The sequence below is a fragment of the Actinoplanes sp. NPDC049548 genome (assembly GCF_040676695.1).
Classification (GTDB): Bacteria; Actinomycetota; Actinomycetes; order Mycobacteriales; family Micromonosporaceae; genus Actinoplanes.
Genome location: NZ_JBFAPM010000029.1, coordinates 1 through 13,766, shown reverse-complemented (window position 1 = coordinate 13,766; position 13,766 = coordinate 1). Strand labels below are relative to the sequence as shown.

The 13,766-nt window shown below is 74.1% G+C and carries 15 protein-coding genes; 11 read left to right on the top strand and 4 right to left on the bottom strand.

Going from position 1 to position 13,766, the window contains the following annotated elements; translation table 11 throughout:
- Positions 1–84: 84 nt before the first annotated feature.
- The gene (locus AB0J80_RS35090) at positions 85–1,101 is read left to right on the top strand and encodes an aldo/keto reductase (protein ID WP_364713736.1); all 1,017 of its coding nucleotides are present in this window, start codon (positions 85–87) and stop codon (positions 1,099–1,101) included.
- A 5-nt stretch (positions 1,102–1,106) separates the two neighbouring features.
- The gene (locus AB0J80_RS35085; RefSeq protein ID WP_364713735.1) at positions 1,107–1,298 is read left to right on the top strand and encodes a DUF5703 family protein; all 192 of its coding nucleotides are present in this window, start codon (positions 1,107–1,109) and stop codon (positions 1,296–1,298) included.
- Between the two features lie 355 nt (positions 1,299–1,653).
- On the opposite strand, the gene AB0J80_RS35080 is transcribed toward AB0J80_RS35085, so the two are convergent.
- Complete coding sequence (locus tag AB0J80_RS35080; RefSeq protein WP_364713733.1) at positions 1,654–2,328, bottom strand: hypothetical protein; 675 nt, start codon at positions 2,326–2,328, stop codon at positions 1,654–1,656.
- A 19-nt stretch (positions 2,329–2,347) separates the two neighbouring features.
- Positions 2,348–3,658, bottom strand: a complete 1,311-nt coding sequence (locus AB0J80_RS35075) for a M20/M25/M40 family metallo-hydrolase (RefSeq protein WP_364713731.1) — start codon at positions 3,656–3,658, stop codon at positions 2,348–2,350.
- 65 nt (positions 3,659–3,723) lie between these two features.
- Between AB0J80_RS35075 and AB0J80_RS35070 the strand changes: the two genes are divergently transcribed.
- The 7 genes from AB0J80_RS35070 (at position 3,724) to AB0J80_RS35040 (ending at position 10,428) form a co-directional block, all read left to right on the top strand.
- Positions 3,724–4,329: a hemerythrin domain-containing protein gene (locus tag AB0J80_RS35070; protein ID WP_364713729.1), complete on the top strand. Its 606-nt coding sequence runs from the start codon at positions 3,724–3,726 to the stop codon at positions 4,327–4,329.
- Between the two features lie 156 nt (positions 4,330–4,485).
- Positions 4,486–5,463, top strand: coding sequence for a LysR family transcriptional regulator (locus AB0J80_RS35065; protein WP_364713727.1), 978 nt, complete (start codon positions 4,486–4,488; stop codon positions 5,461–5,463).
- Between the two features lie 17 nt (positions 5,464–5,480).
- Positions 5,481–5,855 carry a hypothetical protein gene (locus AB0J80_RS35060; RefSeq protein WP_364713725.1) on the top strand — a complete coding sequence of 125 codons (375 nt, stop codon included), beginning with the start codon at positions 5,481–5,483 and terminating at the stop codon, positions 5,853–5,855.
- Between the two features lie 87 nt (positions 5,856–5,942).
- Complete coding sequence (locus AB0J80_RS35055; protein ID WP_364713724.1) at positions 5,943–6,203, top strand: hypothetical protein; 261 nt, start codon at positions 5,943–5,945, stop codon at positions 6,201–6,203.
- Positions 6,204–6,207: 4 nt separating this feature from the next.
- Positions 6,208–7,089, top strand: a complete 882-nt coding sequence (locus AB0J80_RS35050; protein WP_364713722.1) for a hypothetical protein — start codon at positions 6,208–6,210, stop codon at positions 7,087–7,089.
- Positions 7,082–9,727: an FtsK/SpoIIIE domain-containing protein gene (locus AB0J80_RS35045; RefSeq protein WP_364713720.1), complete on the top strand. Its 2,646-nt coding sequence runs from the start codon at positions 7,082–7,084 to the stop codon at positions 9,725–9,727. The genes AB0J80_RS35050 and AB0J80_RS35045 overlap by 8 nt, the downstream gene beginning before the upstream one ends.
- Positions 9,724–10,428, top strand: coding sequence for a hypothetical protein (locus AB0J80_RS35040; RefSeq protein WP_364713719.1), 705 nt, complete (start codon positions 9,724–9,726; stop codon positions 10,426–10,428). The genes AB0J80_RS35045 and AB0J80_RS35040 overlap by 4 nt, the downstream gene beginning before the upstream one ends.
- Positions 10,429–10,471: 43 nt before the next feature.
- Here AB0J80_RS35040 and AB0J80_RS35035 read toward each other — a convergent pair whose 3' ends face one another.
- A complete protein-coding gene (locus AB0J80_RS35035) occupies positions 10,472–11,719 on the bottom strand; it encodes a cupin domain-containing protein (RefSeq protein WP_364713718.1) in 1,248 nt (415 codons plus the stop codon).
- 8 nt (positions 11,720–11,727) lie between these two features.
- The gene (locus tag AB0J80_RS35030; RefSeq protein WP_364713716.1) at positions 11,728–12,045 is read right to left on the bottom strand and encodes a BatC protein; all 318 of its coding nucleotides are present in this window, start codon (positions 12,043–12,045) and stop codon (positions 11,728–11,730) included.
- A gap of 84 nt (positions 12,046–12,129) precedes the next feature.
- On the opposite strand from AB0J80_RS35030, the gene AB0J80_RS35025 reads away from it, so the two are divergent.
- Both AB0J80_RS35025 and AB0J80_RS35020 read left to right on the top strand, forming a co-directional pair.
- The gene (locus AB0J80_RS35025) at positions 12,130–12,882 is read left to right on the top strand and encodes a DUF72 domain-containing protein (RefSeq protein ID WP_364713811.1); all 753 of its coding nucleotides are present in this window, start codon (positions 12,130–12,132) and stop codon (positions 12,880–12,882) included.
- Positions 12,883–12,892: 10 nt separating this feature from the next.
- Entirely contained in the window at positions 12,893–13,675 is a 783-nt protein-coding gene (locus AB0J80_RS35020) for an aminotransferase class IV (RefSeq protein WP_364713714.1), read from the top strand.
- The last annotated feature ends 91 nt before the right edge of the window (positions 13,676–13,766 follow it).

Below are 13,766 nucleotides of genomic sequence, written 5' to 3'. Positions count from 1 at the left end.
CCGTCGCGTACCCGACGCATCCGCAGCCCTATTGACCTGCCGCCGCCGTTCCGCGGGCCGTTCTTGCTGAATAAGGTTCACCCCATGCAACAGCGACCGCTCGGCCGAAGCGGGCTGGCGGTCTCCCGGCTGGCCCTCGGCACCATGACCTGGGGACGTGACACCGACCCCGACGACGCGGCCGCCCAGCTCAAGCTCTTCCTCGACGCCGGCGGCACCCTGATCGACACCGCCGACGTGTACGGCGACGGCGACGCCGAGACGGTCATCGGGTCACTGCTCGGCCACCTGGTCCCCCGCGACGAGGTGCTGATCGCCACGAAGGCGGGCCTGGGCCACTCCCCGCACCGCCGCCGGGACAGCTCGCGAGGTCACCTCCTGCGCACCCTCGACGCGTCGCTGCGCCGGCTCGGCACCGACTACGTGGACCTCTGGCAGCTCCACGGCTACGACCCGCACACCCCGCTGGAGGAGACGCTCGCGGCGCTGGACCACGCGGTGCACACCGGCCGGGTCCGCTACGTGGGCGTGTCGAACCTCGCCGGCTGGCAGACCGCCCAGGTCGCCACCTGGCAGCGGGCGTTCCCGGGCCGGGCCCCGATCGTGGCCACCCAGGTCGAGTACTCCCTGCTGGAACGCGGCATCGAACGCGAGGTCCTGCCGGCGGCGGCCGCGCTGGGCATCGGCGTGCTGCCCTGGTCGCCCCTGGGCCGCGGGGTGCTCACGGGCAAGTACCGCAACGGCCGCCCCCTCGACTCCCGCGCGGCCACGGACCACCTCGCCCCGTTCGTGCAGACCTACCTGGAGCCGCGCAGCTCCAGCATCGTCGAGGCGGTGGTCACGGCTGCCGCGGGGCTGGGCGTGGAACCCCTGGAGGTGGCGCTGGCCTGGATCCGCGACCGCCCCGGCGTGGCCGCCCCGATCCTGGGCGCCCGGACCGCCGGGCAGCTGCAGGGTGCCCTGCTCAGCGAGGACCTCACCCTGCCGACCGAGATCGCCGGCGCCCTCGACGACGTGTCCGCGGTCCCGCTCGGCTACCCGGAACGAGAGGGTCTGACCGGCCCGGGGACTGGTGGCGCACCCGCAGCTGACGCATATTAGGACGCATGGACTACGAATACGCGCCGCTGCGGTTGCCGTCGAATGTCGATCGTCTGACCGCTGCGGCGCAGCTGGCCATCCAAGCAGAGTTCTCGGGCTGGGAACTGGCCCGAGTCCAACTCTTCCGAGACGGAACCCGGCAGGTAATGCTCCGCCGCAAACTAGGAGCATCCCCCCAGCCGGGCCTCATTCTGTAGAGCCCCGTCTCCCCAGCCCCGGGCCGCACGGGACCTCAACCCCACGGGGTTGCTCACCTGATAACGGCCCGAACCCCACCCTGGTCTGACCGCGACCAAAGTCGCACTGCGCCCGCCTGTGTCGAGGGCGCCAAAACAGACTAGGCGCCCTTTGCCGTGGTCTGTTTTGGTGTCCTCGACACAGGCTCCTCGGGGCGCAGTGCCCGCCGGAGCGAAGCGGAGGCCAGCAGCACAGCAGCCGCGTGCAACTAGCGCAACCACCGCCGGCCCCGCGAAGCACCGCACCCGCGCGAGACGGCCTCCACCGAGAGCGACGTGGGAGCCGGCAGCAGAGCCGGCCCCCCTTGATCCCGACTCAGTGGTTGTGCCCCGCGTGGTCGTCCTCGTCTTCCTCGTCCGGCAGGAACGGGTGCTCGTCCAGGCGCCCGACCAGCTGGTCGTCCGGCCCCGGCGTGAACGGCCCCGTCCCGTCCTCGTCGGCGAATGCCTCCAGGTCGAGCGGCTCCTTCACCTCCGACACGGTCAGCAGCCCGTCGAGCGGCTCCAGCTCCGGCACGTCGAGCGACGACAGCGACCCGTCTCCCGCCTGCAGCAGCTCGAGAACCGCCTCACCCACGGACTCGACCGTGCCGGCTTCCTCGTCCTCGGGCACCGCGTTGCGCCGGGCCGCGTCCGCCACCCGGAGCAGGGCCGCCACGCTCGGCACCCGGTAGTCGCGCCGCTGCCGCACCGAGATCACCTGCGCGTACGGGTCGGCCGCGGCGCCGTCGAGGCCGCCGATCGCCGTGCCGAAGCGGGCGTCCGCCTCGTCCGGGTCGATCGACTCCACGTCCCACGGTGTCACCTCGCCGAACGCGTCGAGCAGCTGCTCGTCGTACGCGAACGAGGCGTTGTTGAGGTTGACGTAGGCCTGCCACACGTCGTCGTCGTCCACCCGGCCCTGGGCGGCCTTGACCGCCGCCAGGTGATCCCGGGCGGCCTCCACGACCCGTTCGAGGGCGGCGTCCAGCTCCGCGTACTGGTCGGTCATGGTTCGAAAAGTCCTCTCATCAGCTCGCCTTGAGCAGTCGGTCGAGCACACGCACGCCGAACTGTAGTCCTTCGACCGGGACGCGCTCGTCGACGCCGTGGAACAACGCCGAGAAGTTGAGGTCGGCGGGCAGTTTCAGGGGCGCGAAGCCGAAGCACCGGATGCCCAGGGTGCTGAAGGCTTTGGCGTCCGTGCCGCCGGAGAGCATGTACGGCACGGCGCGCGCCCCCGGGTCCTCGGCGCGCAGGGCGGCGCCCATCGCGTCGACGAGCGCGCCGTCGAAACCGGTCTCGACGGCCGGCTGCTGCTGCAGGTGCTCGATCTCGATGTCGGGGCCGATCACGTCGCGCAGCTGCTCGAGGAAGTTCTCGGCCTGGCCGGGGAGCGTACGGCAGTCGATGGTGGCCGACGCCTTGCCGGGGATGACGTTGTCCTTGTAGCCGGCTTCGAGGCGGGTCGGGTTGGCGGTGTTGCGCACGGTCGCGCCGATGAGGGCGGCGATCGGGCCGAGCTTGGCGATGGCGAGCTCGGGCTCGTCGGGGTCGATCTCGATGCCGAGTGCCTCGGAGACCTGTTCGAGGAACGCGCGCACGGTCGGCGTGACGACCATCGGGAACTTGTGCCGGCCGACGGCGGCGACGGCCTCGGCGAGTGCGGTCACCGCGTTGTCGTCGTGGACGAAGGAGCCGTGTCCCGGGCGGCCCCGGGCGTGCAGGCGCAGCCAGTCGATGCCCTTCTCGGCGGTCTCCACCAGGTACAGGCGCAGGTCGTCGTTGATCGTGTAGGAGAACCCGCCGACCTCGCCGATCGCTTCGGTGCAGCCTTCGAGCAGGTCGGCGTGCTCGCGGACGAGGTACTGCGAGCCGTACTCCATGCCCGCCTCCTCGTCGGCGGTGAAGGCGAGCACGATGTCGCGCGGCGGTACGACGCCGGTGCGCTGCCAGTCGCGGACGACGGCGAGCATCATCGCGTCGAAGTCCTTCATGTCGATGGCGCCGCGGCCCCACAGGTAGCCGTCCTTCTCCTCGCCGGAGAACGGCGGCACCGACCATTCGCTGGCGTCCGCGGGGACGACGTCGAGGTGCCCGTGGACGAGCAGGGCGCCGCGGGACCGGTCGCGGCCCGGGATGCGGGCGACGAGGTTGGCCCGCCGGGGCGCCGACTCGTGCAGCTCGACCTCGATGCCGACCTCGGTGAGCTGCGCGGCCACGTACTCGGCGGCGACACGCTCACCGACGGTGGTGCGGGGGTCGCCGGTGTTGCTCGTGTCGATCCGGAGCAGGTCTCGGCAGATGCCCACGACCTCGTCGGCGGCGGTGACTGGTTCCATCCGCTCTTCTTACCAGCTCGCCCGCGCGCGTTTGGGGGGAGATCAGGTCCGGGTATGACGCGGCCGTGTCCGTACCCCTGCCTCCGCTGCCGCCGGTCGGCGGCGAGACCACCGGCCCGAATGTGGCCGACGTGGTCGCCCGTGAGCATCGCGAGCTGCTCGCCCTCTGTGCCGAGCTGACCGCCGACGGCACGGCCGCCGGGCGCCGCCGGACGGTCGCCCAGGTGGTCAGCGCCGCCCTGTCGCGCCATCTCTCCGCCGAGGAGCAGTACGTCTATCCGGCCGTGCGCGCCACGGTGCCGGGCGGTGAGGAGCTGGCGGACCGGGAGATCGCCGAGGACCGGGCTCTGCTGGAGGCGCTGCGGCTGCTGGAGGCCGCGGGCGACGACGACCGGGCGGAGCTGGCGGCGGACGTGCACCGCCGGCTGGAGCGGCACGTGGACGCGGCCGCCGGCGAGCTCATGCCGCTGCTGGTGCGGATGGCGTCGGTGGAGGAGCTGATCCGGCTGGGCAACCGGGTGGAGCTGGCGGAGGAGGCGGCGCCGACCCGGCCCCATCCGGGCACTCCGGCGACGCCGCCGTGGAACAAGGTGGTGGATCCGGCGGTGGCCATCGTGGACAAGATCCGCGACGTGATGGGCCGGCGGATCACGTACCCCCGGGACCTCTGAATTCACTCATAGTGATAGATGCCACACGTCACGTTTCCGTACGGGCGTACGGGTTAGCTGGTTCTGCCCTTTTGGTTAACCCGTTTGTCACAACTGGACGATCTTTGGCCGTCCGAAGGTCTAGCCGATATCCCGTGAACGTCCTACCGTCACGCTATGAACCTGGAGCTGCGGCATCTCAAGGTGGTCTGTGCCATCGCGGAGACGGGCAGCGTGACGAAGGCGGCCTCGCTGCTCGGCCTCGCCCAGCCGGCCCTGACCGCGCAGCTGCAACGCATCGAGCGGACCCTCGGCGGGCCGCTCTTCGAACGTGACCGGCGCGGCGCCCGCCCGACCGCCCTGGGTGAGCTGGTGCTCTCCCGCGCCCGGGTCCTGCTGCCGGCCATGAAGGGCCTGCAGGACGAGGCGGCCCGGCTCGCCGGCGCCGGCTCCGACAACACCATGAGCCGCTACCGGATCGGCTCCATCGGCGGGCCGATCATCGGCGGCATGGTGCACCGGCTCTCCGAGGCCCAGCCGGACGCGCAGATCTCCACCCACGCGTCGTACTACGTGGAGGAACTGGCGACGATGGTGCTCGCCGGCAAGCTCGACTACGCCCAGGTCGGCGTCTGCGGCGACGCCATCCCGTCCGCCGAGTACGGCCTGGTCTGGCAGACCATCGCCGTCGACGCGGTCTGCGTGCTCATGCCCGAGGACCACCCCCAGGCCAAGGGCACCGAGGTGGACCTGGCCGAGCTGGCCGAGGAGCAGTGGGTGGCCGGCACCGGCGACGGCTGCTTCGGCGACTGCTTCGCCGCGTCCTGCGCCCGGTCCGGCTTCACCCCCCGGCGCATGCTGGAGACCGACATCCGCGGCTGCGTGGACATGGTGGAGTCCGGGCTGGCGCTGGCTCTGTGCCAGCCGACCTTCCGGCCCCCGGCCGGGCTGACCCACCTGCCGATCCAGGGGGCACCGCTGCGATGGCGGCAGGTGCTCGGCTGGCACCCGGACAGCCCGGCCGCCCGGGTGGCGCCGCGGCTGCTCGAGATGGCCGGCGAGACCTACTCGGAAGTGGTCGCCCGCAACCCGCTCTACGTGGAGTGGCTCGAGGACTATCCGCAGCTGGGCGTCCAGCAGCTCGCCACCGCATGAGGTGAGAGGCTTGCCGCATGCCTCTCCCCCTGCTGGTCGTGGACGCGGCCAACGTCGTCGGCTCCAAGCCGGACGGTTGGTGGCGCGACCGAGCGGGCGCCACTGCGCGGCTGCGCGACGCCCTCATCCCGATCAACGCCGGCGGGCTGTCCGATCTCCCCGGCCCGGTGGAGGTCGTCCTCGTCGTGGAGGGCCGGGCCCGCGACATCGCCGCGGCCGAGGGCGTACGCGTGGAGCGGGCCACCGGCTCGGGTGACGACGCGATCGTGGCGATCGTGGCCGCCGAGGGCGCGGACCGGCGCGTCGTCGTGGTGAGCGCGGACCGGGGCCTGCGCGCCCGGGTGACCGCCCTCGGCGCGGAGGTCCGGGGCCCCACCAGCGTCCCGCGCTGAAACGGGCACGCGGGCACGACCACCGCATGGCGGACGACTAAGCTGAGCCTCGTAACACCATGACGATTTCACCGGGAGGCTGCACGAGTGGCCAGCGTCGCTGAGGTCAGAGCGGCCGTGGACGCCGCGCTCCAGCAGGTCACCGAGGGCCAGGCGGCCATCCAGGCGGCCCGGGAGAAGCTCGGTGAGGCCCAGCAGAGCCTGGCCGCCGCGCTCGACGGCTCCGGCAACGATGCCGTCGGCGCCGCTCACGCCTCCCTGGCGCAGGCCGACCAGCAGCTCGAGGAGTGCCTGGGCGCGACCCTGATGGCGGTCGAGCAGGCGCAGACCTACACGGCGACGCTCTGACGCGATGTCGCTGCTGGAGGAACTCGGCGCCCAGCTCCGCGCGACGTCGGAGGAGCTGCCCACCGGACTGGTGTCCGTCGCCATGGAACGGCTGCGCAGCGCCGCCGACCTGCTCAACTGGGTGCGTCAGACGTCCGTGGACCCGATGGGCGTGCCGCAGCTCGGCAACGCGACCGAGCACGCCGAGCATGCCGCCGCCGCACTGCGCCTGGCGCAGGATGCGATCGCGGCGTACCTGTCGGCGCTCGGTCTGGCCGGCGGCCCGCCGCCGGACGGTGACTACAAGGCCGGGCTGAAGCCCGAGGAGACGGCCGCGACCGGACCGGGCGACCAGCACCAGCAGCCACCGCCGGAGAAGCTGGGCAAGTGGTGGCAGGACCGGGTCGCCGCCCTGACCGGCGAGGCCCCGCCCCCGCCGCAGGACACCGGTGCCCGGGCCGACCGGACCGCCGACACCGCCGAGCTGCTGCGCCGTGTCGCGGCCGGGGTCCGCTCCGGCGACCGGGCCCGGCTCGGCCGCGACCTGCACGAGGTGAACGCCGCCACCGGCCTGGGGCTATCCGCGGCCAGCAACCCGGTGCTGCACCGCCTCGCCGGTGACCTGCTCGGCCACGAGCCGCGGCCCGAGGACCTGCAGCGGCTGCGCACGGCGGCGAGCGGCCGGGTCAGGTCGCTGCTGCCGGGTACGCCGCCCGCGGTGCTCGACACCCTGCTCGCCCGCATCTGCCGGGCGCCGGCGAAGGCCGAGGCACCGGCGCACCCGGCCGACTCGGCGGTCACGGCCGGCGTGCTGACCGGTGTGCTGCTGGCCCGCCTCGGCCGGGACCCGGCCACGCTGCACCCGGACGCGCCCGAGCCGCTGCGACACCACGGCGCCGATGCCTGAGTCGATCGCCCAGCAGGTCGTCGAGGTCCGGGCCGCGCTGTCGCACGCGCTCGGGGTGGCCACGGACGCGCTGGAAGCCGCCCGAACCGAGTACGAGACCGCCACCACCCGGCGCAGCCGGATCGTGGCCGCCGCCCGGGAGCGCCGCCGGCGCCTCGCGCACGAGCGGGACAAGCGGCTGCGCGAGATCGACGAGCAGCGCGAACGCGACCTGGCCGAGCTGGCGGGCGCCGCGGCCGAGACCGCCCTGCTCGCCGCCCCGGGCGCGGCCGGGCTGCCGTGGCCCCGGTGGCGGCCGACGCCGGCCGGGTCCGCAGCGCCCGCGCCCGAGCTGCGGGTGGGCCGGCTGCTGCTGCCGTACGACGGTGAGGTGCCCGCGCTCGTGCCGCTGCTGGACCGGGGGCACGTCGTGGTGCGCGGCGACGAGGCGACCGGCGACGACGTGGTGGCCGGGCTGCTGCTGCGCGCGCTGGGCTGCGCCGAGCCGGGCCGCGTCACGCTGACCGGGTACGACCCCGAGCAGCTGGGCGGTGGTCTGGCCGGGTTCGCCCCGCTCGCCACGGCCGGCGTCCTGCAGTTCGTCGGCCCCGGCGGCCTCGGGGCTCTGCTCGACGAGCTCGTCGACCACGTCCGCCGGATCAACGAGACCGTGCTGGCCGGCGAGCATTCGTCGCTGCGCGAGCTGGCCGGTGCGACCGGGCGCCGTCCGGAGCCGTGGCGGGTGGCCATCCTGCTCGGCGCCGGCCGCCCGGACGAGCTGTCGCGGCACGAGCGCAGCCAGCTCGACCGGCTTCTGCGTACCGGCGCGGCCTGCGGCGTGCACCTGGTCGTGCGCGGCCTGCCGGTGGCGCCCGGCCCGGGCATCGAGATCGTCACGGCGGTGCCCGGGGACGAGGCGAGGGTCAGCGGCACCGGGGATCTGCCCGTACGCCTGGACGACGGCCCGTCCGCGGCGGTCGTGACCCGCACCTGCCGGCAGATCGCGGATGCGGTCGCCGCGGGCCCGGCGCCGGTGGCGCTGGACAGCCTGCTGCCCGAGCGGGAATGGCAGGAGAGCTCGGCGCGGGCGCTGACCGCGCCGCTCGGCGACAGTCCACAGGGCGCGCCGGTGCACGTCACGCTCTCCGACTATCCACCGCACGCCCTGATCGCCGGCCCCTCGGGCACCGGCAAGACCAACCTGATCTACGCCTGGATGGGCTCGCTCGCCGCCCGCTACTCCCCCGCCGAGCTGGCCTTCTACCTGCTCGACTTCAAGGAGGGGGTGTCGTTCGCCCGGTTCGCGCCGGGGCGCCGCGACCCGAGCTGGCTGCCGCACGTACGCCTGGTCGGCCTCAACGTCAACACCGACCGGGAGTTCGGCCTGGCGCTGCTGCGCTTCCTGGGCGCCGAGCTGCGCAGCCGGGCGGACGCGGCGAAGCGCCACGAGGCGACGAACCTGGCGGAGCTGCGCGCCGAGGACCCGCGCGGCACCTGGCCGCGCATCGTCGCGGTCGTCGACGAGTTCCAGGTGCTGCTGGCCGGCCGGGACGCGGTCGCGGCCGAGGCGGTGGACCTGCTCGAGGACCTTGCGCGCCGCGGCCGGTCGCAGGGCATCCACCTGGTGCTGGCCAGCCAGGACGTCTCCGGCATCGAGGCGCTGTGGGGCCGCCCCGCGCTGGTCGCCCAGTTCTCGCTGCGCATCGCTCTGCCCCGGGCCCGGCGGGTGCTGGCCGAGACGAACCCGGCCGCCGACGCGCTGCCCCGCTACCACGCGGTGGTCAACGCCGACTCGGGCGCCACGGAGGCCAACCGGGTGGTCCGGGTGCCCGACGCCGGCAACCGCGAGCGCTGGAGCGACCTGCAGCACCGGCTCTGGCGCCGGCGCCCCCAGGATCTTCCGCCGCCGCGGCTGTTCGACGGCGACGCGATCCCGCGCCTCGACGACAGCCCGGACTTCCGGCAGTTCGCCCCGGCGAGCGCCGTGCCGGCACCCGCGGTGCTGCTCGGCGAGACGATCGACGTCGAGGCCCGTTCGGCGCGCACGGTCCTGCGCCGGGCCCCCGGCCGCAACATCGCCGTCATGGGTACGCGGGTGGACGAGGCCTGCGCCGTCCTGCACACCGCCGCGCGCTCGCTGGCCGCGCAGTTCGAGCCGGGCACCGCCCAGTTCGCGGTGGCCTGCCTCGACACGGACGCCAGCGCGGCGGTGGAGGCGCTCAAGGGGGTCCTGCCGCCGGACACGGGCTACTTCGACGGCGACACGGTCGAGTTCCTCTTCGAGGACGCCGCCCACCGCGCCACCGAGGGCACGGCCGCGGACCGCCCACTCTTCCTGCTCCTGTACGCGGTGGACGCCGCCCCCGCCCGCTCGGCCGAGCTGCTGCGCCGCATCCTGCGCCAGGGGCCGGAGCGCCGGGTCCACGTGATCGGCTGGTGGCGCGGTGCCGCCCTGCTGCGTGACACCCTCGGCGGCCAGGGCACCCGCACGGACGTGATCGGCTCCTGGGTGGCGCTCGACGTGCACGGCAGCGAGCTCTCGCCGTACTACCCGGGCCACGGCGCGCCGGTCTGGTATCCGCGGCCGTGGCGCGCCCTGCACTTCGACCGCTCGGTGCACCGCGGCGCCGAGGTCATCATCCCGTATGGACCGTCATGACAGAGCCAGACGGCGTGCTCGAGCGCCGCACCCCCGACTACCGCAGCGTGATCCGCAAGCTGACCAACCTCGACGAGGAGGCGGCGGCCCACCGCGCGGAGGCCCGCACCTGGCACGACACCCGGGCCCGCGAGGCCGACGAGGCGGTGCGCGCCGCCGACGACCGGGTCCGCGAGGCACAGTCGGCGCTGCGGGCGGCGCAGCGCGGCCTCGAGGAGGTCGACGCGCGTGTCGCCGGGGTGTGGGCGGAGTTCTCCCACAAGGCGGGCCGGGCCGCGGAACGCTTCGGGCAGCCGCCCCAGCCGACGATCCCCCGGCAGCGCGACCGGGACGCCGAGGAATATCTGCAGGAGGCCGCGTCCGCCGCGGCATGGAAGCCGCCGGCCAAGCCGTTGAAGGGCGCCACCCTGCTGTACGCCGGGCTGGGCGCGCTCGGCGGCGCGGTGGGGCTGGCGGCGTGGTCGCTGCTGCGCTGGGCCGGCCGCGAGGGCGGCGGTGACCTGGCGGTGGGCCTGCCGGTCGTGGCGCTGATCGTGGCGCTGCTCGGGCCGATCCTGGCGGTCGTGACGGCCAAGCGGGTGGCGGACCGCAGCGGCACGCCCCTCGACGCCTCGTCCGTGGCCACCGTGCTGGTCTCGGCGGTGATCACCGCCGTCGTGATCATGCTCGCCGTCCGGAACAGCGCCGGCACGGGCGGCTGACGTCGACGGCCCGCGGCCTCACGAGGAGACCGCGGGCTCCTGCTCAGGCCGGGACGAGGACGGACTCGCGGAGCAGGCGGCGGGCCAGCACCAGGCGGTCCGCGTCGTCGTCGAGGCCGGGCAGGTCGCCCACGCGGTGCGTGCGGCCGTCCAGCGCCGCGCGTACGGCCGGCTCGCAGAACGCCGGGAAGCGCAACGTGTGGCCGGTCAGCCGGAGCACCACGTGCTCGGGCCCGTCCGCCCGCAGATCCCAGTGCAGCCCTTCGCGGGCGGCGACCCGGTCGTCCGGGCCGAGGTTCTCCGCGTACGCGAGCTGCGCCAGCGGCCGCACCGGGGCCGGACGGGTCGCGGGCCAGGCCCGGGCGCGCAGCCGGTCGACGACGTCGGCCGGGTCGGCGGTGAGCAGCCAGTCCCGCAGCGCCGTGACGGTCTGGGTCAGCTCCGCGGCGACCTGGCCGGGGTCGGCGACGTCCATCCCGTACGGCAGGGTGGCGCGCAGCCGCTGGTCGCCGGCGGCGAGGCCGAGCAGCTCCTCGACGATCGCGTAGCGGGTCAGGGCGCGTACGCCGAACGTCAGGTGCAGCGACCGCTCACCCTGCGCCTCGGCGGAGTGCAGCCAGCCCCGCGGCAGATAGAGGGCGTCACCCGGGGAGAGGACCACGTCGAGCGCGGCCGGGCCCTGGGCGACGGCGCCGACCTCGTCGGCCCGGCCGCCCCACGCCTGGCGTTCGAGCGGTTCGGGGAGCACCGGCTCGTGGATGCGCCAGCGCTTGGTCCCGTCGACCTGCAGCACGAAGACGTCATGGGTGTCGTAGTGGGTCGCGAACCCCTTGTTGCCGGCCGGCGTCAGGTACGCGTTCACCTGCAACGGCTGGCGCAACTGGGCGCCGAGGCGGCCGGCGTAGCGGATCAGCGGCGGCCAGATCCGGTGCAGACCCTGCAGGACGAGGGTGGCGCCGTCGGCGTACAGCCTCATGATCTTGTCGTCGATGACCTGGTCACCGATCTCGGCGCCGGCGCCGCCCGGGCCGGTGAAGGCCGACGCGGGCAGGACGGTGCCCTGGTTGGCGACCCGCAGGAACGGGGTCCGCAGCCCGCGCTCGCTGAGGAGCTCGTCGACGGCCTCCGGGGACAGCAGGTCGCGGAAGCCGTCGGGCCCGGCCAGGTCGTCGGCGCGCGTGAGCAGGGGCTGACGCCCCCAGTACGCCTCGGCGAACTTGGCCGGGTCGACGGCGACGACCCGGGTCAGGGCCGGACGGTCGTCGGTGCCGTCCGGCGTCGGGTTCGTCACCTGGATCCTCAGGACGCGCTGCCGTCGGCGCCGCCGTCGTGGCCGCCGGGGTTGGCGCCGCCGTCCGCGGGGCCCTCGTCGGAAGCGCCACCGTCCGCGCCGCCGTCCACGCCGCCCGGGTTCGCGCCGCCGTCGGCCGGACCCTCGCCCGCGCCGCCGTCCGCGCCGCCGTCGTGGCCCGCCGGGTTCGCGCCGCCGTCGGCCGGACCCTCGCCGGCGCCACCGTCAGCGCCGCCGTCCTGGCCGTTCGCGTTCGCGCCGCCGTCCGCCACGCCCTCGCCCGAGACGCCGCTGCCGCCGGTGATGTCGTCGTCGCTGAGTCGCATGATCGTTTCCCCTTCGTTGGTGGAGACACCGCGGTACCCCGTTTCGATCACCCCTAATCTGGGGAGTCCCCGGGTGTGCTGGTGATGGGGACCTCGGGCTGGCAGTACAAGGACTGGCGTCCTCCCAAGGGCGGCGACGACACCCGGCCGTACCTGTATCCGGAGGGTCTGCCGCAGCGGCTCTGGCTGGAGAAGTTCACCGAGTCGTTCGCCACCGTCGAGATCAACAACGCGTTCTACCGGCTGCCCGAGCGCGACACCTTCGCGCAGTGGCGGGAGCGGACCCCGGACGACTTCTGCTTCGCGGTGAAGATGAGCCGCTACCTGACCCACATCAAGCGGCTGAAGGAGCCGGCCGAGCCGGTCGCCCGCTTCCTGGGCCGCGCCGAAGCCCTGGGCGACAAGCTGGGGCCGGTGCTCATCCAGCTGCCGCCGACCCTCAAGGCCGACGTGGCGGCCCTCGACGAGACCCTGTCGCTGTTCCCGCGCGAGGTGAAGGTGGCGGTCGAGCCGCGGCACGACAGCTGGTGGACCGACGAGGTGCGTGACGTGCTCAAGCGGCACAACGCCGCGCTGGCCTGGGCGGACCGCAAGGGGCGCCCGATGACCCCGCTGTGGCTGACCGCCGACTTCGCGTACCTGCGGATGCACGAGGGCCGGGCACAGCCGTGGCCGCACTACGGTCGCGCGTCGCTGGCCTCGTGGCTCGACCGGCTGCCCGAGCTGCCGACGTACGTGTATTTCAACAACGATCCCGGCGGCGCGGCCGTCACCGACGCCGCCGCGATGGCCGCGATGGCCCGCCGCCGCGGATGCCGGGTGACCCGGACCCCGTAGGCTGGCCGCGATGTACGTCGAGCTGAACGGGCGGGAGCCCGGCGTCGCGGAGCTGCACCGGCTCGTCACGCTGAACTACGGGCACTACACGTCCTTCCAGGTGCACGACGGCCGGGTCCGGGGGCTCGCCCTGCACCTGGCGCGGCTCGCCGACGGTGCGGAGGAGCTGTTCGGCCACCGGATCGGCGTCGAGGAGGAGCATCGCCTGCTCGGCCTCGTGCGGCACGCGCTGCGCCGGGTCCGCGACGCGTCGGTCCAGGTGATGCTGGTGCCCGGCCCGGGCGGCTTCGAAGGTCCGCCGGACGTGCTGGTGTCGGTCTCCGACCCGGTGCCCGAGACGCCCCGTCCGCCGCTGCGGGTCCAGACCGTGCCCTTCGAACGGCACCTCCCCGAGCACAAGCACCGTGGCACCTTCATGCAGAGCTACCACGTGCGCGAGGCCCGGCTGGCGGGCTTCGACGACCGGCTGTTCGTGAGCCGCGACGGCAAGGTCCTCGAGGGTACGACGTGGAACGTCGCCCTGTGGGACGGCGACCAGGTGGTGTGGCCGCAGGCCCCGGTGCTGCGCGGGGTGACCATGGTGCTGCTGCAGATCGCGATGACCATGAACGGCACGCCGTGGTCGCAGCGGCCTGTCGACGCCGCAGACCTGACCTCGTTCCCGGGGGCGGCGGCGGTGAACTCGCACGGAGTCCGGGGCATCGCCAGCCTCGACGAGGTGCCGGCGACCGACACCCGGCTGGTCAAGGTGCTGGCCGAGACGTGGGCCGGCGTACCTTCGGACGAGCTCTAGGGCGTGTCCTGCCGATCATGGCGACGCCGAGACGGAGTCCAGGTTTCGTCTCGCAAGTGGGCCGGGCGGTCGGATACCGGGGATGCCCCTA